We start from the raw sequence: 19,742 nt of genomic DNA on the forward strand, positions 1-19,742 counted from the left end.
TCCCGGCGGCGTGGCCGCCGGCGTCAGAGGTACTGGCCGGTGTTGGAGACCGTGTCGATGGAGCGGCCGGGCTCAGTGCCCTGCTTGCCGGTGACGAGGGTGCGGATGAAGATGATCCGCTCCCCCTTCTTGCCGGAGATGCGCGCCCAGTCGTCCGGGTTGGTGGTGTTCGGCAGGTCCTCGTTCTCCTTGAACTCGTCCACGCACGCCTGGAGCATGTGCTGGACCCGCAGGCCGCGCTGGTCGTGGTCGAGGAGGTCCTTGATCGCCATCTTCTTGGCCCGGTCGACGATGTTCTGGATCATCGCCCCGGAGTTGAAGTCCTTGAAGTAGAGGACCTCCTTGTCCCCGTTGGCGTAGGTGACCTCGAGGAAGCGGTTCTCCTCGGTCTCGGTGTACATCCGCTCCACGGTGGCGCGGATCATCGCATCCACGCACGCCTGCTGGCTGCCGCCGAACTCGGCCAGGTCATCGGCATGCAGCGGCAGGTCCGCGGTGAGGTACTTGCTGAAGATGTCACGGGCGGACTCAGCGTCGGGCCGTTCGATCTTGATCTTCACGTCCAACCGGCCAGGGCGCAGGATCGCCGGGTCGATCATGTCCTCGCGGTTGGAGGCACCGATCACGAGGACGTTCTCGAGCAGTTCGACGCCGTCGATCTCGCTGAGCAGCTGGGGCACGATGGTGTTCTCCACGTCGGAGGAGACCCCAGAGCCGCGGGTGCGGAAGAGCGAGTCCATCTCGTCGAAGAAGACGATCACCGGGGTACCCTCGCTGGCCTTCTCCCGGGCGCGCTGGAAGACCAGGCGGATGTGGCGCTCGGTCTCCCCGACGTACTTGTTGAGCAACTCCGGGCCCTTGATGTTGAGGAAGTAGGACTTCCCCTCCTGGCCGGTCTTTGCCGCGACCTTCTTGGCCAGCGAGTTCGCCACTGCCTTCGCGATCAGCGTCTTCCCACAGCCGGGCGGGCCGTAGAGGAGGACGCCCTTGGGCGGCTTGAGCTGGTGCTCCTTGAAGAGTTCCGGGTGCAGGTAGGGCAGCTCGACCGCGTCGCGGATCTGGTCGATCTGGTTGATCAGGCCGCCGATCGCCGAGTAGTCGATGTCGGGGACCTCTTCGAGGACCAGTTCCTCGACCTCGGACTTGGGCACCTTCTCGTAGGCGTAGCCGGAGCGGGAGTCGAGCAGCAGGGAGTCCCCGGCGCGCAGCCGCGCATCCAGCAGTGGCTGGGCCAGGCGGACCACCCGCTCCTCGTCGGCATTCGCGATCACCAGGACACGCTCGCCGTCGGCCAGGATCTCCTTGAGCATGACGACCTCGCCGACCTGCTCGAACTCCATGGCGGCGACCACGTTCAGTGCCTCGTTGAGCATGACCTCCTGGCCGCGCTGCAGGTCATCCAGGTCGACGTTCGGGCTGACCGTGACCCGCAGCTTGCGGCCACCGGTGAACACGTCGACGGTGTCGTCGTCGTTGCGGGTGAGGAAGGTGCCGAACCCGGCCGGCGGCTGGGCGAGCCGGTCGACCTCCTCCTTGAGCGTCACGATCTGGTCGCGTGCCTCGCGCAGGGTCTGGGCCAGTCGCTCGTTCTGGGAGGTGACCGCGGCCAGGGAGCGCTGGGCGTCCGCCAGGCGCTGGTCCAGGAGCCGGGCCTGTCCGGGGCCTTCGGCCAGCCTGCGGCGCAGGTCCGTGACCTCGGCCTCCAGGAACCTCACCTGGGCGGCAAGCTCCTCGGGACTGCGTGGATTCTCCGATGCCGACATGTGCACCACCTCCTGCGTCGTGTTCTCGACCTTACCCATTCAGTGGGCGAAGGGAAGCAGGTCAGGACACATGTCGGCAACGAATTCGCGTCGCCGCCCGGATCAGTCCTCGGCAGGGAGCGCGGGGACGCCCTCGGGGCGTGGACCCGTGTAGTCGGGTCCGTAGGCCCCGGGCGCCGGTCGGCGGGTCTTGCGCGGTGCCTTCTCCCCCGGCGCCATCCGGCGCGCGGTGACCAGGAAGGCGGTGTGGCCGATCATCTTGTGGTCCGGGCGCACAGCGAGCCCCTCGACGTGCCAGTCACGGACCATCGACTCCCACGCATGCGGTTCGGTGAAGGAACCATGGGCGCGCACCGTCTCGACATACCGCGAGAGCTGGGTGGTGGTGGCGACGTAGGCGACCACGATCCCGCCTGCGACCAGTGAGTCGGCGACGGCCTCGACGCACTCCCAGGGTGCGAGCATGTCGAGCACGATCCGGTCGGCGCGCTCGCTCGAGGCGGGCAGTTCGACCTGCAGGTCGCCCAGGCGCAGGTCCCACGAGGGGTGGGTCTCGCCGGTGGGGACGTTGAAGAACTGGTGCACGTTGCGCCGGGCCACGTCGGCGAACTCCTCGCGCCGTTCCCAGGAGGTGACCTTGCCGTAGGGGCCGACGGCGCGGAGCAGGGAGCAGGTCAGTGCCCCGGAGCCGACGCCGGCCTCGACCACGTGGGCGCCGGGGAAGATGTCGGCCATCGCCACGATCTGGGCGGCGTCCTTCGGGTAGATGACGGCCGCGCCGCGGGGCATGGAGACCACGAACTCGGAGAGCAGGGGGCGGAAGACCAGGTATTCGCCACCGGCCGAGGAGCTGATCGAGAAGCCTTCCTCGCGCCCGATCAGGTCGTCATGGTCCAGGTGACCCCGGTTGCTGAAGAACCGCTTTCCCGCGGTCAGTTCGAAGTTGTGCTTGCGGCCCTTCTGGTCGACCAGGCGGACCCACTCCCCTTCCCGCAGCACGCCGCGGTGGACGCCGGACCATGCCGCGCGGGGAACGTCGGGCAGGTCGTGGGTGGATGGTGCTGGCTCCTCAGACATGGGCAGGACCCTACTTGTGCCGATCGACGAATGCCTGATCGACGTCGGCCGTGGCCAGCACGCCGTAGATGCTGCCGTCCTCCTCGACCAGGACGTATTCGTGCGCGGGCAGGCGGGTGATCGCCCGGATCAGTTGCTCACCGACGATGCCGACCGGCAGGGAGAGGCCCTCCTCGAGGCTGCGCGCCACCGTCGAGACGGCCACCCACGGGCGCCGCTCCTCGGGCGTGGCGAGCAGGGCGGCCTCGTTGACGATGCCCACCGGGCTGCCGTTGGGGGCCATGGTGACGATGCCACCGGCGCCGGCCTCCTGGGCACGGCGTACGGCCTCGGCGACCGGGAGGTCCTCGGGGACGGTGAGGGTACGCCGGGCCAGATCGCGCGCGACGATGCCGGGCAGGCGTTGGCGCAGTCTGGCTCCCTGCATCGACGCGGTCGCCCCGGTCCACAGGAAGAGCCCGATGATGAAGGCCAGCAGGTAGTCGAAGAGCGTGGGGCGGATGTCGAGGACGACGTCCATGAAGAGCGGCCAGAGCAGGGCCAGGACGGCGAAGATCCGCCCGCCCCAGCCGGCAGCGATGGTGCCGCGGTGCGCGTTGCCGCCCATGCCCCACACGGCGGACTTGAGGACCCGGCCACCGTCGAGTGGCAGTCCGGGGACCAGGTTGAGCACGCCGACCAGGAGGTTCGCCCCGGCCAGCCCCTCCACGCAGAGGCGCGCGATGCCCTCGGGCGTCACGAACCAGAGCGGGATCGCAGCGAGGCCGACCGCGATCGAGGTGAGCGGGCCGACCACGGCGATCCAGAACTCGTGGCGGGGACGACGGGCCTCACCCTCGATCATCGTGGCGCCACCGAGGAAGTGGAGCGTGATCGAGGTGACCGGATAGCCGTAGTGGCGCGCGACGAGGGCGTGGGAGGCCTCGTGCAGCAGCACCGAGAGGTAGAGCACGACCGCGAACGCCACGCCGGCGACGTACTTCCAGGCGCCGAGGCCGGGCTGGACGCTCTCCACGCGCGGCGCGAGGACCACCGCGATCAGCGCGGCGATGATGAACCAGGAGGAGGTGATCAGGACGTCGACGCCGGCGATCTGCCCGATCCGGAAGGTGCCCGGCGGGTGGGGGCGCCGCAGCGTCTCCTCGCGGGGGTTCGGATCGTCGGCGGACACGCTTCGAGGCTATCGGATGGGGTGATAGCCGCTAGCGTTGGAGCCATGGCACACGAGCAGACCCCGGTGGATGGCGTCGAGGTGCTCGGCACGCTCTCCCCCAGCCGGGCAGGCGACTTCATGACCTGCCCGCTGCTCTACCGCTACCGGACCATCGACCGGTTCCCCGAGGAGCCCTCGCCGGCCGCGGTGCGCGGCACCCTGGTCCACAAGGTGCTCGAGGACCTCTTCGACCTGCCGGCCGCACGACGTACGCCGGAGCAGGCGCGGGAACTCCTCACCCCGGCATGGGAGGGGCTGGTCGCCGAGGAACCGGCGGTTGCCGACCTCTTCGACCCACCGGATGAGGGCGAGGGCCTGGACTTCGCCGCCTGGCTGGAGGAGGCCCGCGCCAGCCTGGACACCTACTTCGCGCTCGAGGATCCGACGCGGCTGGAGCCGGCCGAGCGGGAACTGTACGTCGAGGCGTTGCTCGACTCGAAGCTGATGCTGCGCGGGATCATTGACCGGCTCGACATCGCGCCCAACGGGATGATCCGCGTGGTGGACTACAAGACGGGCCGCTCGCCCGGGGAGATGTTCGAGGCCAAGGCGCTCTTCCAGATGAAGTTCTATGCCCTGGTGCTGTGGCGCACCCGCGGGATCATCCCGGCCCTCCTCCAGTTGATCTACCTGGGCAACGGGCAGGTGCTGCGCCACGTCCCCGACGAGGACGACCTGCTTGCCGTGGAGCGAAAGGTGGAGGCCGTCTGGGGCGCGATCCGCCACGCCGAACTGACCGGCGACTGGCGTCCGCGGCGCAGCCGGCTCTGCGACTGGTGCAGCTTCCAGGACAAGTGTCCCGAGTTCGGCGGGGAGATCCCGCCGCTGCCGATGTTCAGGATCGACCGGGAGCAGCCGGCACCAGTGCCGCCAACTCCGTGAGGCTGAGGCCGGCGAGCCCGTCGCGCACCACCCGGCCTGGTCCGGGCGGGACGGGGACGTGGTTGGGCACCACCAGGGTGGTGCACCCCGCGGCAACTGCTGAGCGTGCCCCGGTGTCGGAGTCCTCGATGGCCAGGCAGGAGGCCGGGTCCACGCCGAGCTGTGCGGCGGCCATCAGGTAGGGCTCGGGGTGCGGCTTGCCATGCCGTACGGCGTCGCCGGTCACCACCGCCGCGAAGTGGCCCCCGGGCAGGGCAGCCAGGATCGGCTCGGCGAAGCGTCGATAGCTCATCGTGACCAGGGCACACGGGATCCCTGCGCCGTTCAGCTCATCCAGCAGCTCCCGTGCTCCGGGGCGCCACGGGACCCCACGGTTCACCCGGGCGATGACCCCGTCCAGGAGTTCCTCGACGATCTGCTCCGGTGCCAGGTCGATGCCCATGTGTTCGCGGATGTAGCGCCCGGAGCCGATCAGCGAGTTGCCGACCAGGTTCAGCGCGTGCTCATGGCTCCACGCACCGCCGTAGCGCTCCGCCATCTCGAACTCGGCCTCGATCCAGCACGGCTCGGTGTCGACCAGCGTGCCGTCCATGTCCCACAACACGGCCTGCAGCGGGATCAGTCCTCCGGCTCGTAGGCCAGGTTCGAGGAGAGCCACCGCTCCGCCTCGCGCTGGGTCCAGCCCTTGCGCTGCGCATATTCCGCGACCTGGTCGCGCTGCAGCCGGCCGATCACGAAGTACTGCGACTGCGGATGGGAGAAGTACCAGCCCGAGACGGCGGCGCCCGGCCACATGGCCATGCCGTCGGTCAGCTCGATGCCGGTGTTGGTGGTGACGTCCAGCAACTCCCACAGCGTCTTCTTCTCGGTGTGCTCGGGGCACGCCGGGTAGCCCGGTGCGGGACGGATGCCGCGATACTTCTCCGCGATCAGGGCGTCGTTGTCCAGGTCCTCGTCGGGCACGTAGCCCCAGAACTCGGTGCGGACCCGCTGGTGCAGCCGCTCGGCGAAGGCTTCTGCCAGCCGGTCGGCGAGTGCCTCGAGCATGATCGCGGAGTAGTCGTCGAGGTCTTCCTTGAACTTCATGATCCGTTCGATGGAGCCCAGGCCGGCAGTGACCGCGAAGGCGCCGACGTGGTCGGCCAGGCCGGTCTCCTTCGGTGCCACGAAGTCGCCCAGGGAACGGTTCGGGATGCCCTCGCGGTGCTCTCCCTGCTGGCGCAGGTTGTGCAGCACGGCACGGACCTCGGCCCGGGAGTCGTCGGCGTACACTTCGATGTCGTCGCCGACCGCGTTGGCCGGGAAGAGGCCGAAGACCGCATTGGCGGTGAGCCACTTCTCCTTGACCACGAGGTCGAGCATCCGCTGGGCGTCGTCGTAGAGCTTGCGGGCCTCTTCCCCGGTGGTCGGGCTGTTGAGGATGTCGGGGAACTTGCCCTTCATCTCCCAGGCGTTGAAGAACGGCTGCCAGTCGATGAACTCCCGCAACTCGGCCAGGTCGTATTCGGAGAGCACGTGGATGCCGGGTTGCCGGGGCAGCGGCGGAACGTATCCCTCCCACTCGATCGGCGTCCGGTTGGCCCGGGCCGCTTCGAGGGCCAGCATCGGCCGTTCCTGCTTGTTGGCGTGCCGCTCGCGCAGCGAGTCGTAGTCCTCCTTCAGCTCCGCCAGCAGCTTCGGGCGCTGGGTGTCGCTGAGCAGGGCTGCCGCCACGGGCACCGAGCGGGACGCGTCCTTCACCCAGACCACGGCGCCGGGATACTGGCGGTCGATCTTGACAGCGGTGTGCGCCCGCGAGGTGGTGGCACCGCCGATCAGCAGCGGGATCTCGAACTCCTGGCGCTTCATCTCGGCGGCCACGTTGACCATCTCGTCCAGGGACGGGGTGATCAGGCCGGAGAGGCCGATCATGTCGGCACCGATCTCGCGGGCGGTGTCGAGGATCTTCTGCGCCGGCACCATCACGCCGAGGTCGACGACCTCGTAGTTGTTGCACTGCAGCACGACGCCGACGATGTTCTTGCCGATGTCGTGGACGTCGCCCTTGACGGTTGCCATCACGATGGTGCCGTTGGTCTGGTCCGCGTCGCCGGGCTGCTTCTCCGCCTCGATGAACGGCAGCAGGTAGGCGACTGCCTTCTTCATCACGCGGGCGCTCTTGACCACCTGGGGCAGGAACATCTTGCCGGCGCCGAAGAGGTCACCGACCACGTTCATGCCGTCCATCAACGGGCCCTCGATCACCTCGATGGGCTTGCCGCCGGCGGCTGCGATCTCGGCGCGCAGTTCCTCGGTGTCGGTCTCGACGTGGGCGTCCAGTCCCTTGACCAGGGCGTGGGTGATCCGCTCCCGGATCGGCAGCGAGCGCCACTCGTCGACCTTGCCCTCGTCCTGGTCCTGGCCCGCGTTGTTGAATCGCTCGGCGATCTCCAGCAGCCGCTCCCCCGCGTCCTCGCGCCGGTTGAGCACCACGTCCTCGATGCGGTCACGCAACTCCGGGTCGATCTCGTCATAGACGACCAGGGCACCCGCGTTGACGATGCCCATGGAGAGGCCGGCCTTGATGGCGTGGAAGAGGAAGACGGCGTGGATCGCCTCGCGGACCGGGTTGTTGCCGCGGAAGGAGAACGAGACGTTGGAGATGCCGCCCGAGATCTGGGCGCCGGGCAGGTTCTGCCGGATCCAGCGGGTCGCCTCGATGAAGTCGACGCCGTAGTTGGCGTGCTCCTCGATACCGGTGGCCAGCGCGAAGCAGTTCGGGTCGAAGATGATGTCCTCGGCAGGGAAGCCGACCTCGTCGACCAGGATGTCGTAGGCGCGCTTGCAGATCTCGATGCGCCGCTCGAGGTTGTCGGCCTGGCCCTCCTCGTCGAAGGCCATCACCACGACTGCGGCGCCGTACTTGCGGCACAGGCGGGCCTCGGCGCGGAACTTCTCCTCGCCCTCCTTCATCGAGATGGAGTTGACGATCGGCTTGCCCTGGACGGCCTTCAGGCCGGTCTCCAGGACCTCCCACTTGGAGGAGTCGATCATGATCGGCACCCGGGAAATGTCGGGTTCGCCGGCGACCAGCTTGAGGAAGCGGTCCATCGCCGCGACGCCGTCAATCATCCCCTCGTCCATGTTGACGTCGATGACCTGGGCGCCGTTCTCGACCTGCTGCTGCGCAACCGCCAGGGCGGTGTCGTAGTTGCCGTCCTTGATCAGGTTGCGGAACCGGGCCGAGCCGGTGATGTTGGTGCGTTCACCGACGTTGACGAAGAGCGAGTCCTCGTCGATGATGAGCGGTTCCAGGCCGGAGAGGCGCATCGCCGGGGCGATGGTGGGCGGCACCCGTGGTGGCAGGCCGTCCGCGGACTCGGCAATGGCGCGGATGTGGTCGGGCGTGGTGCCGCAGCAGCCGCCCAGGATGTTGACCAGTCCGCTGCTGGCGAACTCGCCGATCACGCCGGCCATCTCCGAGGGCGACTCGTCGTACTCACCGAACGCGTTCGGCAGGCCGGCGTTCGGGTAGCAGGAGACGTGGCAGTCGGCGATCCGGCTGAGCTCAGCGACGTACTGGCGCATCTCCGCGGCGCCCAGCGCGCAGTTCAGCCCGATTGCCAAGGGGGCGGCGTGGCGCACCGAGTTCCAGAACGCCTCCGTGACCTGCCCGGACAGGGTGCGGCCGGAGGCGTCGGTGATGGTGCCGGAGATGATCACCGGCCACCGTCGTCCGCGCTCCTCGAAGAGGGTCTCCAGGGCGAAGATCGCGGCCTTGGCGTTGAGGGTGTCGAAGATCGTCTCGATGATCAGCAGGTCCGCACCGCCGTCGACCAGGCCGTTCGCCTGGGTCAGGTACGCCGCGACCAGCTGGTCGTAGGTGATGTTGCGGGCGCCCGGGTCGTTGACGTCCGGGGAGATGGAGGCGGTCCGGGTGGTGGGGCCGATGGCACCGGCGACGTAGCGGGGCCGCTCGGGGGTGGCCACGGTGTCGCAGGCAGCCCGGGCCAGGGCCGCGCTCGCCTTGTTGATCTCGTAGGCGAGTTCTGCCATGCCGTAGTCGCCGAGCGAGACCGCGTTGGCGTTGAACGTGTTGGTCTCGATGATGTCGGCGCCGGCCTCGAGGTATTCGCGGTGGATCGCCTCGATGATCGACGGCTGGGTCAGGCTGAGCAGGTCGTTGTTGCCCTGGAGGTCGGAGGGCCAGTCCTTGAACCGCTCCCCGCGATAGCCCTCCTCGCTGGGGCGGTCGCGCTGGATCGCCGTGCCCATGGCGCCATCGAGGACGAGGATGCGCTCCTCCATCAGCCCGACCAGTTCGGCCGTCGCATCCGGTCGCAGGGCAGCAGGTTCCGTCACGATTTCCTCTCGGTGCCAGGGGTGTCCGTCAAGCCTAGGCAGGTGGTCCAGATCTTGGACACCCTTCCCGAATGGTGACACTCATGGGATTCAACGAGCGAATCCCGGAAGGGCTATGACCAGCCCACCGGCCCGGCACTAGGCTGGGGCGATGATCGAACTGGAGGACGTGCCTGACCTGATCGACCCGGTCGTGGTCTTCGCCTTCGAGGGCTGGAACGACGCTGCCGAGGCAGCCACCGGGGTCCTGGACCACCTGCTCGATGCCTGGGATGCGCGCGTCATCGGCGGGGTTGATCCCGACGACTACTACGACTTCCAGATGAACCGGCCGATCGTTGCCGCCGATGCGCGGGGCATCCCGTCCCTGGCCTGGCCGGGGACCAGCATCTCGGTCGCCTCTCCCCCGGGCCTGGACCGCGACGTGATCCTGGTCCGCGGCATCGAGCCGAACATGCGGTGGCGCCGGTTCTGCGCCGAACTGCTGGCCGCCTGCGACGACCTCGGCGCCCAACTGGTCGTCACCCTCGGTGCCCTGCTCTCCGACACCCCGCACTCGCGGCCCCTGCCGGTCTCCGGCACGGCGAGTGAACCGGACCTGCTGGATCGCCTCGACCTGGAGGCGTCGTCGTACGAGGGGCCGACCGGGATCCTCGGCGTCATCCAGGACGCCTGCGTCCGCCTGGACATCCCGGCAGTCTCCTACTGGGTGGCCGTCCCGCACTACGCCGCGCCGCCGCCGTGCCCGAAGGCGAGCCTGGCGCTGCTCGGCAAGCTGGAGGACCTCTTCGAGGCCGCCATCGAACTCGGTGACCTGCCCGAGGACTCCCGGGCCTGGGAGCGTGGCGTGGACGAACTCGCCGAGGAGGAAGAGGACATCGCCGACTACATCCGGGAACTGGAGGAGTCACGCGACACCGCGGAACTTCCCGAGGCCTCCGGTGAAGCGATCGCCCGCGAGTTCGAGCGCTACCTCAAGCGCCGCGACGCCGACTGACCAGACTCAGATGACCAGGCCGAGCGCGGCGTCCAGCAGGTTCCGGATGGTGGCGCTCGCGTCGGGGTCGGTGGTGTCGCCTCCCCGGCTGGCCTCCATCCACCCCTGGACGGCCCGCAGCGCGCGGGGAGCGTCCAGGTCATCGGCGAGGGCCGCCAGCACCTCCTGGACCACGGGCAGCGCAGGAGCGCCGGCCGGGTTGGCGACCACGAGTCGCCACGCGTCAAGGGTGTTCGTGGCGTCCCACAGCAGGTCGTCGGTCCACTCCCAGTCGGAGCGGTAGTGCTGGCGCAGCAGGGTGAACCGGATCGCCATCGGGTCCACATCTGCGCGCCGCAGCGCGGAGACGAAGACCAGGTTGCCCTTGGACTTGGACATCTTCTCGCCGTCGTAGGCGACCATCCCGGCGTGCAGGTAGGCACGGGCGAACTTCTGCCCCGGATGCGCCACCTGCACCTCGCCGGCTGACATCTCGTGGTGCGGGAAGACCAGGTCGCTGCCGCCACCCTGGACGTCGAAGGAGGTGCCCAGGTGTTCCAGCGCGATGGCGGCGCACTCGATGTGCCAGCCCGGGCGGCCGGGGCCGAACGGACTGGGCCAGGACGGCTCGTCGGGCCGCTCGCCGCGCCACACCACGCAGTCCAGCGGGTCGCGCTTGCCCGGCCGGTCCGGGTCACCGCCGCGTTCGCCGAAGATGGCGAGCATCTGCTCGCGGTCCCAGCCCGACACCGTGCCGAAGTCGACGTCGGCCGTGACCGAGAAGTAGAGGTCGTCCTCGACCTGGTAGATCGCCCCGGCCTGCTGCAACGCCTCGATGAGCTCGATGACCAGCGGGATCGACTCGACGGCCCCGATGTAGTCGCGGGGCGGCAGCACGCGAAGCGCCTCCATGTCCTCGCGGAAGAGATCGGTCTCCCGGGCCGCGAGGTCCTGCCAGTCGACGTTGACCTTGGTGGCCCGTTCCAGCAGCGGGTCGTCCACGTCGGTGACGTTCTGCACGTAGTGCACGTCGTGGCCGGCGTTGAGCCAGGCCCGGTGCAGCAGGTCGAAGCCCACATAGGTGGCGGCGTGCCCCATGTGGGTGGCGTCGTAGGGCGTGATGCCACAGACGTAGAGGCGGGCCCCTCCGGTGGGTTCGGTGGGGACCACCTGCCCAGTCGAAGTGTCGAAGACACAGACCTGCGGTGCCGCAACCGGCAGGGACGGGACCTCGGCAGCTGACCACGAACGCATGTGGGCAGCCTAGACGAACGTCCTCAGAAGGCCGGCCACGGGATCGCGGGCCACTCCCCCGACGGCGCGGGCATCTCGCCGGCAGCCAGCAGGGCCTCGCAGCGGGCGACGTACGCCGCCACTTCCGGCTCCGTGACCAGGTCCGAGAGGCGGCGTAGCAGGTCGGCGTCGTCGTGGACCCGTCGGACGGCGTCGCGTTCGGCGTCGCTGAGCGGCTCACCGACCCATCCCCACAGCACGGTGCGCAACTTCTCCTCCACGTGGAAGGAGACCCCGTGGTCCACGCCGTAGCGGTGCCCGTCGGCCATGGCCAGCACATGGCCACCCTTGCGGTCGCCGTTGTTGACCAGGACGTCGAAGACAGCCATCCGCCGCAGCGGCGCGGAATCCTCGTGGACCAGCGCCACCGGCTGCTCGTCGCCGTCCAGCGCATCGAAGACGTGGCGGAAGCCGTCGGGCAGGTGCCCGCGGGCCACGACGTCGACGGGAGCCTGCTGAGGGTCGGGCTCGGCCCAGGCCTGCACCATGCCCGGCCCGTGAGGCCCGTCGCGCAACACCGTGGGCGGGACCACCTGCCAGCCCAGCGCCTCGGAGACGGCGTACGCCGCGACCTCGCGCTGGGCGAGGGTGCCGTCGGGGAAGTCCCACAGCGGCCGCTCGCCGCGCACCGGCTTGTAGACCACCTGGACCTCGCCGATCGTGCCGACGAAGGTGGCGTTCGAGGCCGGCATCACCCGGCCGACCAGGCTGATCTCGCCGGTGGCGATGCCAGCGACGGCGACGTCGATCACCGAGGACTCACTGGCGTCGGCGGAACCCGTTGGCGCGCACGCACAGGTGTCCGTCGGGGTCGATCGGTCCGCCGCAGAAGGGGCAACTCGGCCGCCCGGCCTCCACCACGGCGCCGGCGCGCTGCACGAAGGCCCGGGCGTGGGCGGCGGTGATCCGGACCAGGAAGACCTCCTCGGGCTCCGGTTCGGTGAACTCCTCCTCGACCTGGTCCGGGGTGATGATCGCAGCCTCGTTGAACGGGAAGACCTCGACCACCACGCGCTCGTCGCTCGACTCCCACGAGAGGGTCATCGTGCCGGCCCGGAACTCCTCCTCGATCGGCTGGTCGAGCGGGCGGGAGTCCTCCAGGTCCAGTGGCGCGACGGCCGGGATCAGTGCCCGGGTCGCCTCATCGACCATGAGTTCGTCCAGCAGGTTGTCCATCCGCTCGGCCAGGACGGCCACCTGCTGCTTCTCCAGGGAAACGCTGACCATCCGCGCGCCCTGACGGGCCTGGAGGAAGAACGTCCGTGCCCCGGGCTCGCCGATGGTGCCCACCACGAAGCGGTCCGGCGGGTCGAAGGAGTGCACGACGGGAGGCATGGGTCCCAGCCTATGCGGGTCCGGCGCCGCCGCCGACCACCGCGTCGCCCGACGGGGCCTCACCCGCCTCGGCCCCGGCCGGCGGTGTGAGCCAGCCGAGGTCACCGGCATGGGTGTTCTGGGCCAGCACGAAGGGATGGCGCCGGGTGTGCCGGATGATCGACATGGAGGCCGGGTCGACGTGGAGGCGCTGGAAGAGGTCCAGGTGCATGCCCAGCGCGTCGGCCAGGATCGCCTTGATGATGTCGCCGTGGCTGACCGCCACCCAGACGGCGGACTCCCCGTGGCTGGCCTCCACCTCGGCGTCGATGCGGCGTACGGCGGCGACCGCGCGGGCCATCATCGCCGACAGCGTCTCCCCGCCCGGGAATCCCGCGGCGGAAGGCTGGTGCTGCACCGTCTTCCACAGCGGCTCCTTGAGCAGGTCGCTGATCGTCCGGCCGCTCCAGTCGCCGTAGTCGCATTCCAGCAGGCCGGGCTCGATGTCGACCGTGACCTGTGGCTGGGCGGCCACGAGGGCCTCGGCCGTCTGGCGACACCGCTCCAGGGGACTGGAGACGATCCGGGCCACCGGCACTGGTGCGAGTCGCTCGGCGGCCAGGCGCGCCTGCTCCCGGCCGGTCTCGTCGAGGTCGACGCCGGGTGTGCGGCCGGCCAGCACTCCCCCGGTGTTGGCCGTGCTCCGGCCATGTCGCACGAGCACCACGGTTGCCATGCCTGCACCCTAGTGGGGCGACCCTCAGGCCGCGATCACTCCGAAGGAGAGCAGGCCGAGGACCAGGGCGCCGAGGCCGATCCGGTAGATCACGAACGGCAGGTAGGACTTGGTCGTGACATAGCGCAGCAACCAGGCGATCGCGGCGTACCCAACGACGAAGGAGACGATGGTGGCGGTGATGGTCGGGCCCCAGCCGAGGCTGTTCTCCCCGTGCGGGATCTCCTTGAGCTCGAAGAGTCCGGCCCCGACCACGGCCGGGATCGCGAGCAGGAACGCGAACCGGGTCGCCGCCTCGCGGTCATAGCCCAGGAAGCGGCCCATCGAGATCGTCGCACCGGAGCGGGAGACGCCGGGGATCAGCGCGCACGCCTGGGCGAGGCCGAGGAGCACCGCGTGCCGGACGCCCATCTGCTTGATCGTGCGGTCGCTGGAGCCGATCCGGTCCGCGATGCCCAGGATCACACCGAGCACGATCAGGGTGGTGCCGATGATCCACAGGTTGCGGAAGTCCTTCTCGATGACGTCCTTCAGGGTGATGCCGAGCACCACGATCGGCAGTGAGCCGATGATGATGTACCACCCCATCCGGGCATCGACGGTGCCGCGCTTCTCCGGGCGGACCAGTGAACTGAGCCAGGCCGAGGCGATCCGCCAGATGTCCTTGCGGAAGTAGAGCAGCACTGCCACCTCGGTGCCGATCTGGACCACCGCGGTGAAGGCCGCGCCCGGGTCGCCCCAGCCGAAGAACTCGGGGAAGATCCGCAGGTGGGCACTGCTCGAGATGGGCAGGAACTCGGTGAGTCCCTGCAGCATGCCGAGGAAGATTGCCTTGAAGAAGTCCAGCACGGGAGCACTGTACGGCGTGCCGAGCAACCAGCGTGAGCCTGGCTGGCTAGCCTTGCGCCCATGCAACAACGCGCCCTGGGATCAACCGGCCTGCTCGTCTCCCGGCTCGGTCTCGGCACCTTGACCTGGGGGCGCGACACCGACGCCCACGAGGCACGCGACCAGTTGATCGCCTTCGTCGAGGCCGGCGGGACCCTGCTCGACACGGCTGCCGGCTATGGCGACGGTGCCTCCGAGGAACTGATCGGGAGCCTGCTCGGCGACGTGGTCGCGCGCGATGACGTGGTGCTGGCGACCAAGGCGGGGATCTCGCGCCGCAGCGGCGAACGGGTCACCAACGTCTCCCGCGGTGGGCTCCTCCGCGCCCTGGACCAGTCGCTGGCCCGGCTGGGTGTCGACCATGTCGACCTGTGGCAGGTGCACACCTGGGTCGACGGCACGCCCCTGGACGAGACCCTCGGCGCGCTGGACCATGCGGTGAGCAGTGGGCGGACGGCGTACGTCGGCATCTCCAACTACGCCGGGTGGCAGACCGCGCAGGCCGCGACCTGGCAGTCCGCCGTCCCCGGCCGGGCCCGGATCGCCTCCACCCAGGTCGAGTACTCGTTGCTCAATCGTTCCGTGGAGCACGAGGTGCTCCCCGCTGCCCAGGCACTGGGCCTCGGTGTGCTCCCGTGGTCTCCACTGGGGCGCGGCGTGCTCACCGGGAAGTACCGCCACGGGACACCGGCCGACTCCCGGGCCGCCTCGCCGCACTTCGCCAACTTCGTGGGTGCCTACCTGGGCGATCACCACCAGCGGGTCGTGGAGGCCGTCGTCCGCGCGGCCGAGGGGCTGGACTGGTCCCCGATCGAGGTCGCCCTGGTCTGGGTGCGCGACCGGCCCGGCGTGACCGCGCCCATCGTCGGGGCGCGCACGGCCGCCCAGTTGCAGGCGGCCCTCGGCATCGACGAACTCACCCTTCCGCAGGAGATCATCGACGCGCTGGACGACGTCTCCGGGGGCGAATGATGACTCCGGTCGCACCTCCGGCCCGGCGCCGGAACGTCGAGTGGGAATACGAGCGGATCGCGTTGCCGCGCGACCTGAGCCGCAACGTGGTCCGCAGGATGCTGGTCGAGCGCGCCGAACAGGGCGGCTGGGAGTTGCGCAGCGTCCAGATCGGGAACGACGGCGTACGGCGGGTGGTGCTGCGCCGGAAGATCATCCGGCAGCCGCGCCCGCTGCTCGTCTACGCCTGATCCAGGAACCGGTCGAAGACCCGGGCGCCGAACTCGAGCGCATCGACTGGCACCCGCTCGTCCACGCCGTGGAAGAGGGAGCCGAAGTCCAGGTCCGGGGGCAGCCGCAGCGGCGCGAAGCCGTACGACTCCATCCCGAGGCGGCGGAAGTGCTTGGCGTCGGTGCCGCCGCTCATCAGGTACGGAGCGACGATGCCGTCCGGGTCCTCGGCCAGGATCGACTTGGTCATCGCGTCCATCAGCCGGCCTTCGAACGGCGAGTCCCACGGCTGCTGCTTGGAGACGAAGTCCCACGTCACGTCCTCGCCGCAGAGCTCGGCCAGGGTGGCGAAGAACTCGTCCTCGTAGCCGGGCAGGAAGCGACCGTCGACATGGGCACTCGCCTCGGTCGGGATCACGTTCACCTTGTATCCGGCGTCCAGCATCGTCGGGTTGGCGGTGTTGCGGATGACCGCGCCCAGCATCCGTGCCGAGCTCTCGAACTCCTCGACCAGCGCCTCGGCGTTCTCCGGGGTCGCCTCGGTGCCGGCGATGTCGGCCACGGAGGCCAGGAGGACCTCCATCGCCGGGGTGAGCCGGACCGGCCAGTCGTGGCTGCCGATCCGGGCGACCGCGGCGGCCAGCGTGGTGACGGCGTTGTCGTGGTTGATCATCGACCCGTGGCCGGCGCGACCGCGGGCGGTGAGCCGCATCCAGGCCATCCCCTTCTCGGCGGCCTCGATGAGGTAGATCCGCTTGCCGCGCACCGTGGTGGTGAAGCCACCGACCTCGCCGACCGCCTCGGTGCAGTCGGCGAGCAGGTCGGCGTGGTTGTCTACGAGGTGCTGGGCGCCCAGGTGGCCACCGGCCTCCTCGTCAGCGGTGAAGCTGAGCACGATCGGGCGTTGCGGCAGCGCGCCGGCACGGGTCCGGGCCCGGACGATGGAGAGCACCATGGCGTCGAAGTCCTTCATGTCGACGGTGCCGCGGCCCCACAGGTAGCCGTCCTCGATCTCCCCGGCGAACGGGTCGACCTGCCAGTCCTCGGCAGCGGCCGGTACGACGTCCAGGTGGCCATGGATCAGCAGCGGGTCACCATCGCCCTCCCCCCATCGGGCGACCAGCGACGTACGTCCCGGCGCGGCCTCGGTCAGGGTCGACTCGATGCCGACCTCGTCGAGCAGGGCGGCCACGTGTTCGGCCGCCTTCCGCTCCCCCGGTCCGCTGTCGTCGCCGTAGTTGGAGGTGTCGATGCGGAGCAGGTCACGACAGATGTCGACCACTTCCGCGGCGGGGTCATAGGGCTGGGTCTGCACCGAGTCAGGCATGGCCCCAGTCTTGCATTGATCACCAGTGGGGCCGATGTGAAGATTTCCCGCGGGTCTTGCTACAGTTCTCCAGCACTCGTCCGGGTGGCGGAATTGGCAGACGCGCTAGCTTGAGGTGCTAGTGCCCGTATTAGGGCGTGGGGGTTCAAGTCCCCCCTCGGACACCACGAAGAAGCGCCCCGTTCCTGGCGGAACGGGGCGCTTCTTGCGTGTCGCAGGGACGTGCCTCAGGGCGCTTCGGTGGTCCCGGTCGGGCGGGCACCGAGCTCGGCGTCGAGGCGGAGCAGGCCCGGGCCGTCATCGTTGATCAGTTCCACGCGGCCGACGATCTCGCTGACCGTGGCCTCCTCCTCGATCTGCTCCTCGAGGAACCAGTTGAGCAGCGGGCGGGCATCCAGGTCGCCCTCGGCCTCGGTGAGGCGGTAGAGGTTCCGGATCGACTCCGAGACCCGCTGCTCGTGTGCGTAGGCAGCCTCGAAGACCTCCAGCACCGTGCTGGCCTTCACCTCGGGTGCGTTGAGGGCACCGATCACCGGCCGGTTGCCACGGTCGGCGACGTGGTCGATGAACTTGTTGGCGTGCACGATCTCCTCGTCGGCCTGGTGGCGCAGCCACGCCGCCATGCCCGGGAGGTCACGCAGGTCCAGCTCGATGGCGAGCTGGCGGTAAACGAGCGAGGCCTCGAACTCCAGGGTGATCTGGTCGTTGAAGGCGGCTACGAGCTTGTCGTTGAGTTCCATGCGGAAAACAGTAGGCCGATCACCGCGGAATTTCACCGAAGGCGTGGCACATCTTGGCAAGGTTTGGCACACCTGTCAGCGGATCAGCCCGTCCCGGCGGGCCTGCGCCACGGCCGCTGTGCGCGAATCCACGCCGAGCTTGCCGAACGCCCGGACCAGGTGCGTCTTCACCGTCGCCTGGCTGAGGAAGAGCTCCGTGCCGATCTGCTCGTTGGACAGCCCGTCGGCGACCAGTCCGAGCACCTCCACCTCCCTGGGGGTCAGGGTCGACGACGGGGTCAGCGTGCGACGGACCAGTCGCTGTGCGATCGCGGGTGCCAGGACGGACCGTACCGCCGCGGCGTCGCGGACGCCCCGGGCAAGCTCCTCGGGGCCGGCGTCCTTGAGCAGGTAGCCCACCGCACCTGCCTCGACCGCGGCGAGCACGTCGCTCTCCACGTCGTACGTCGTGAGCACCACGACCTGGGGCGCCTCCGGCAGTGCGCGCAGGGCCCTGGTGCCCTCGAGCAGTTGACGGTCGCCGCAACGCTGGGCGGCGGTTCACGCCGAGCAGCGCAGGCGGACGCCCTCGCGCTGCTCGATGCGGTGGGCCTGGCCGACCAGGCCCACCGGCGCCCGGCACAGCTCTCCGGTGGTCAGCGGCAACGGGTCAACATCGCCCGCGCCCTGGTCGGTGAGCCGGCGTTGTTGCTGGTCGACGAGCCCACGTCGGCACTCGATCACGACCGCGGCGCCGAAGTGATGGAACTGCTCCGCACGGTGACCGGTGAGCGCGGCGTCGGCACCGTCGTGGTCACCCACGACGTGGGCCACCTGCGTGCCGGTGACCGGGTGGTCTCCTGCCGCGACGGGATGCTCTCCGAGCCTGTCCTCAACTGATCTCGGGCACCCGTCCCAGCGCCCGGGCCAGGGAGATCCGCAGTGCGACCCGCTCCGGGTTCGGCTGGGGCTGGCGATAGCGGGAGGCATAGAACTGTTCGGCACGGCGTACGTCGTCGGGATCAGTCAGGATCTCCGCGGTGCCCTCCAGCGAGGCCCAGTAGGGACCGGCCAGCTGGCAGACCGCGATCGGCACGGCCTCGCCCGCGCGAATGTTCTTCGCCTTCACCGAATGGCCCATCGTCACGCCCCACGCCTCGCGCTGGGGCGCGTCGAGCACGATCCCCATCGGGGTCACGTGCAGGGTCCCGTCGGGTCGTGGAGTGCTCACGGTGCACAGGTGGCGGTCGGCCCAGAAGGCGAGGAAGGCGGGGTCGTCGAGGAGGGAGAGGCTCATGGGAGCAGTCTTGCCCATCGCGCGACACGTCGCCGACTAGGCTGCCCGGGTGGACTCTCCCCTGCGCATCGGATTCGTGCCCGGCGTGATGCCGGACAAGTGGATCCGGACCTGGCGCGAGCGCCATCCGGACTCCCCCATCGAGCCGGTGCCGCTCGACGAGGAGACGGACGCCCGCGCTGCCGTCACCGACGGCGCCGTCGACATGTGCTTCCTTCGCCTGCCGATCGACACCGAGGGGCTGCACCTGGTCAGGCTCTATGAGGAACTGTCGGTCGTCGTGGTGGAGGTCGAGCACCCCCTCGCGGCGTACGACGAGGTCACGGTCGCCGACCTGGTGGACGAACAACTCGTCCTCGGCGAGATCCCCGACTGGGAATCGATCCGCACCACCAGCCCGCTCGACTTCCCGCCGATGTCCACCAGGCAAGCGATCGAGGTGGCCGCCTCGGGCACCGGGATCGTGGTGGTGCCGATGTCACTGGCCCGGCTGCACCACCGCAAGGATGCCGTCCACCGGGTGGTCACCGACCTGCCCGGGCATCCGGTCGGGCTGGCCTGGCCCCGGGCGGTCGAGGACGACCGCCTCCAGGAGTTCGTCGGGATCGTGCGCGGCCGGACGGCGAACAGCAGCCGAGGCCAGGCGCCCGCGACCAGGGAGCCCGCTCCCAAGGCAGCGCCGAAGCGCGCACCGGCGCGCAAGGGCTCCAGGCAGCGCCGCGGCAGGCGGTGAC

Annotated in this window: 20 protein-coding genes and 1 tRNA gene; 7 read left to right on the forward strand and 14 right to left on the reverse strand. The window is 69.5% G+C overall.

The window, feature by feature from the left end; all coding sequences use genetic code 11:
* Nucleotides 1-23 precede the first annotated feature (23 nt).
* The 3 genes from arc to Q9R27_RS16555 all read right to left on the reverse strand — a co-directional run bounded on the left by arc (nucleotide 24) and on the right by Q9R27_RS16555 (nucleotide 4,011).
* Nucleotides 24-1,763 carry a proteasome ATPase gene (gene arc / locus Q9R27_RS16545; RefSeq protein WP_311253506.1) on the reverse strand — a complete coding sequence of 580 codons (1,740 nt, stop codon included), beginning with the start codon at nucleotides 1,761-1,763 and terminating at the stop codon, nucleotides 24-26.
* 102 nt (nucleotides 1,764-1,865) lie between these two features.
* Entirely contained in the window at nucleotides 1,866-2,840 is a 975-nt protein-coding gene (locus Q9R27_RS16550; RefSeq protein ID WP_311253507.1) for a tRNA (adenine-N1)-methyltransferase, read from the reverse strand.
* A 10-nt stretch (nucleotides 2,841-2,850) separates the two neighbouring features.
* Nucleotides 2,851-4,011: a M50 family metallopeptidase gene (locus Q9R27_RS16555; RefSeq protein WP_311253508.1), complete on the reverse strand. Its 1,161-nt coding sequence runs from the start codon at nucleotides 4,009-4,011 to the stop codon at nucleotides 2,851-2,853.
* Nucleotides 4,012-4,056: 45 nt separating this feature from the next.
* Between Q9R27_RS16555 and Q9R27_RS16560 the strand changes: the two genes are divergently transcribed.
* Nucleotides 4,057-4,935 (forward strand): PD-(D/E)XK nuclease family protein, encoded by an 879-nt coding sequence (locus Q9R27_RS16560; RefSeq protein WP_311253509.1) that lies wholly within the window; start codon nucleotides 4,057-4,059, stop codon nucleotides 4,933-4,935.
* On the opposite strand, the gene Q9R27_RS16565 is transcribed toward Q9R27_RS16560, so the two are convergent.
* Entirely contained in the window at nucleotides 4,889-5,593 is a 705-nt protein-coding gene (locus tag Q9R27_RS16565) for an HAD family phosphatase (protein ID WP_311253510.1), read from the reverse strand. The genes Q9R27_RS16560 and Q9R27_RS16565 overlap by 47 nt on opposite strands.
* A complete protein-coding gene (gene metH, locus Q9R27_RS16570) occupies nucleotides 5,554-9,222 on the reverse strand; it encodes a methionine synthase (RefSeq protein WP_311253598.1) in 3,669 nt (1,222 codons plus the stop codon). The genes Q9R27_RS16565 and metH overlap by 40 nt, the downstream gene beginning before the upstream one ends.
* A gap of 205 nt (nucleotides 9,223-9,427) precedes the next feature.
* Here metH and Q9R27_RS16575 point away from each other — a divergent pair, with 205 nt between their 5' ends.
* A complete protein-coding gene (locus tag Q9R27_RS16575; RefSeq protein WP_311253511.1) occupies nucleotides 9,428-10,273 on the forward strand; it encodes a PAC2 family protein in 846 nt (281 codons plus the stop codon).
* Between the two features lie 6 nt (nucleotides 10,274-10,279).
* On the opposite strand, the gene mshC is transcribed toward Q9R27_RS16575, so the two are convergent.
* From mshC to Q9R27_RS16600, 5 genes are read right to left on the reverse strand one after another with little or no spacing between them, the layout of a single operon-like run.
* Entirely contained in the window at nucleotides 10,280-11,506 is a 1,227-nt protein-coding gene (gene mshC, locus Q9R27_RS16580; RefSeq protein WP_311253512.1) for a cysteine--1-D-myo-inosityl 2-amino-2-deoxy-alpha-D-glucopyranoside ligase, read from the reverse strand.
* A 23-nt stretch (nucleotides 11,507-11,529) separates the two neighbouring features.
* On the reverse strand, nucleotides 11,530-12,297 hold the full coding sequence (locus Q9R27_RS16585) for an SCO1664 family protein (protein ID WP_311253513.1): 768 nt from the start codon (nucleotides 12,295-12,297) through the stop codon (nucleotides 11,530-11,532).
* A 7-nt stretch (nucleotides 12,298-12,304) separates the two neighbouring features.
* Complete coding sequence (locus Q9R27_RS16590; RefSeq protein WP_311253514.1) at nucleotides 12,305-12,880, reverse strand: DUF3090 family protein; 576 nt, start codon at nucleotides 12,878-12,880, stop codon at nucleotides 12,305-12,307.
* Nucleotides 12,881-12,890: 10 nt separating this feature from the next.
* A complete protein-coding gene (locus Q9R27_RS16595; RefSeq protein ID WP_311253515.1) occupies nucleotides 12,891-13,595 on the reverse strand; it encodes an MSMEG_4193 family putative phosphomutase in 705 nt (234 codons plus the stop codon).
* Nucleotides 13,596-13,619: 24 nt separating this feature from the next.
* On the reverse strand, nucleotides 13,620-14,444 hold the full coding sequence (locus tag Q9R27_RS16600) for an undecaprenyl-diphosphate phosphatase (RefSeq protein ID WP_311253516.1): 825 nt from the start codon (nucleotides 14,442-14,444) through the stop codon (nucleotides 13,620-13,622).
* 60 nt (nucleotides 14,445-14,504) lie between these two features.
* Here Q9R27_RS16600 and Q9R27_RS16605 point away from each other — a divergent pair, with 60 nt between their 5' ends.
* Together Q9R27_RS16605 and Q9R27_RS16610 are read left to right on the forward strand one after the other, a co-directional pair.
* Nucleotides 14,505-15,455 carry an aldo/keto reductase gene (locus Q9R27_RS16605; protein WP_311253517.1) on the forward strand — a complete coding sequence of 317 codons (951 nt, stop codon included), beginning with the start codon at nucleotides 14,505-14,507 and terminating at the stop codon, nucleotides 15,453-15,455.
* A complete protein-coding gene (locus tag Q9R27_RS16610) occupies nucleotides 15,455-15,685 on the forward strand; it encodes a DUF5703 family protein (protein ID WP_311253518.1) in 231 nt (76 codons plus the stop codon). The genes Q9R27_RS16605 and Q9R27_RS16610 overlap by 1 nt, the downstream gene beginning before the upstream one ends.
* Here Q9R27_RS16610 and Q9R27_RS16615 read toward each other — a convergent pair.
* Nucleotides 15,676-16,992 carry a M20/M25/M40 family metallo-hydrolase gene (locus Q9R27_RS16615; RefSeq protein ID WP_311253519.1) on the reverse strand — a complete coding sequence of 439 codons (1,317 nt, stop codon included), beginning with the start codon at nucleotides 16,990-16,992 and terminating at the stop codon, nucleotides 15,676-15,678. The genes Q9R27_RS16610 and Q9R27_RS16615 overlap by 10 nt on opposite strands.
* Before the next feature lie 78 nt (nucleotides 16,993-17,070).
* Here Q9R27_RS16615 and Q9R27_RS16620 point away from each other — a divergent pair.
* Nucleotides 17,071-17,159: transfer RNA gene (locus tag Q9R27_RS16620), tRNA-Leu, on the forward strand.
* A gap of 60 nt (nucleotides 17,160-17,219) precedes the next feature.
* Here Q9R27_RS16620 and Q9R27_RS16625 read toward each other — a convergent pair.
* Nucleotides 17,220-17,732 (reverse strand): ferritin, encoded by a 513-nt coding sequence (locus tag Q9R27_RS16625; protein ID WP_311253520.1) that lies wholly within the window; start codon nucleotides 17,730-17,732, stop codon nucleotides 17,220-17,222.
* Between the two features lie 75 nt (nucleotides 17,733-17,807).
* Nucleotides 17,808-18,191 carry a response regulator transcription factor gene (locus Q9R27_RS16630; protein WP_311253521.1) on the reverse strand — a complete coding sequence of 128 codons (384 nt, stop codon included), beginning with the start codon at nucleotides 18,189-18,191 and terminating at the stop codon, nucleotides 17,808-17,810.
* Between the two features lie 51 nt (nucleotides 18,192-18,242).
* Between Q9R27_RS16630 and Q9R27_RS16635 the strand changes: the two genes are divergently transcribed.
* Nucleotides 18,243-18,611, forward strand: a complete 369-nt coding sequence (locus Q9R27_RS16635) for an ATP-binding cassette domain-containing protein (RefSeq protein WP_311253522.1) — start codon at nucleotides 18,243-18,245, stop codon at nucleotides 18,609-18,611.
* Here the strand turns inward: Q9R27_RS16635 and Q9R27_RS16640 are convergent.
* The gene (locus Q9R27_RS16640; RefSeq protein ID WP_311253523.1) at nucleotides 18,604-19,008 is read right to left on the reverse strand and encodes a pyridoxamine 5'-phosphate oxidase family protein; all 405 of its coding nucleotides are present in this window, start codon (nucleotides 19,006-19,008) and stop codon (nucleotides 18,604-18,606) included. The genes Q9R27_RS16635 and Q9R27_RS16640 overlap by 8 nt on opposite strands.
* A 49-nt stretch (nucleotides 19,009-19,057) precedes the next feature.
* Here Q9R27_RS16640 and Q9R27_RS16645 point away from each other — a divergent pair, with 49 nt between their 5' ends.
* Entirely contained in the window at nucleotides 19,058-19,741 is a 684-nt protein-coding gene (locus tag Q9R27_RS16645; protein ID WP_311253524.1) for a LysR substrate-binding domain-containing protein, read from the forward strand.
* The last annotated feature ends 1 nt before the right edge of the window (nucleotide 19,742 follow it).

Source organism: Nocardioides sp. AE5, from assembly GCF_031844485.1.
Classification (GTDB): domain Bacteria; phylum Actinomycetota; class Actinomycetes; order Propionibacteriales; family Nocardioidaceae; genus Nocardioides.

Coding starts and splice junctions, on each gene's coding strand:
- arc (WP_311253506.1), bottom strand. CDS start 1,763: ATGTCGGCATCGGAGAATCCACGCAGTCCCGAGGAGCTTGCCGCCCAG.
- Q9R27_RS16550 (WP_311253507.1), bottom strand. CDS start 2,840: ATGTCTGAGGAGCCAGCACCATCCACCCACGACCTGCCCGACGTTCCC.
- Q9R27_RS16560 (WP_311253509.1), top strand. CDS start 4,057: ATGGCACACGAGCAGACCCCGGTGGATGGCGTCGAGGTGCTCGGCACG.
- metH (WP_311253598.1), bottom strand. CDS start 9,222: ATGGAGGAGCGCATCCTCGTCCTCGATGGCGCCATGGGCACGGCGATC.
- Q9R27_RS16575 (WP_311253511.1), top strand. CDS start 9,428: ATGATCGAACTGGAGGACGTGCCTGACCTGATCGACCCGGTCGTGGTC.
- mshC (WP_311253512.1), bottom strand. CDS start 11,506: ATGCGTTCGTGGTCAGCTGCCGAGGTCCCGTCCCTGCCGGTTGCGGCA.
- Q9R27_RS16590 (WP_311253514.1), bottom strand. CDS start 12,880: ATGCCTCCCGTCGTGCACTCCTTCGACCCGCCGGACCGCTTCGTGGTG.
- Q9R27_RS16595 (WP_311253515.1), bottom strand. CDS start 13,595: ATGGCAACCGTGGTGCTCGTGCGACATGGCCGGAGCACGGCCAACACC.
- Q9R27_RS16605 (WP_311253517.1), top strand. CDS start 14,505: ATGCAACAACGCGCCCTGGGATCAACCGGCCTGCTCGTCTCCCGGCTC.
- Q9R27_RS16610 (WP_311253518.1), top strand. CDS start 15,455: ATGACTCCGGTCGCACCTCCGGCCCGGCGCCGGAACGTCGAGTGGGAA.
- Q9R27_RS16615 (WP_311253519.1), bottom strand. CDS start 16,992: ATGCCTGACTCGGTGCAGACCCAGCCCTATGACCCCGCCGCGGAAGTG.
- Q9R27_RS16625 (WP_311253520.1), bottom strand. CDS start 17,732: ATGGAACTCAACGACAAGCTCGTAGCCGCCTTCAACGACCAGATCACC.
- Q9R27_RS16640 (WP_311253523.1), bottom strand. CDS start 19,008: ATGAGCCTCTCCCTCCTCGACGACCCCGCCTTCCTCGCCTTCTGGGCC.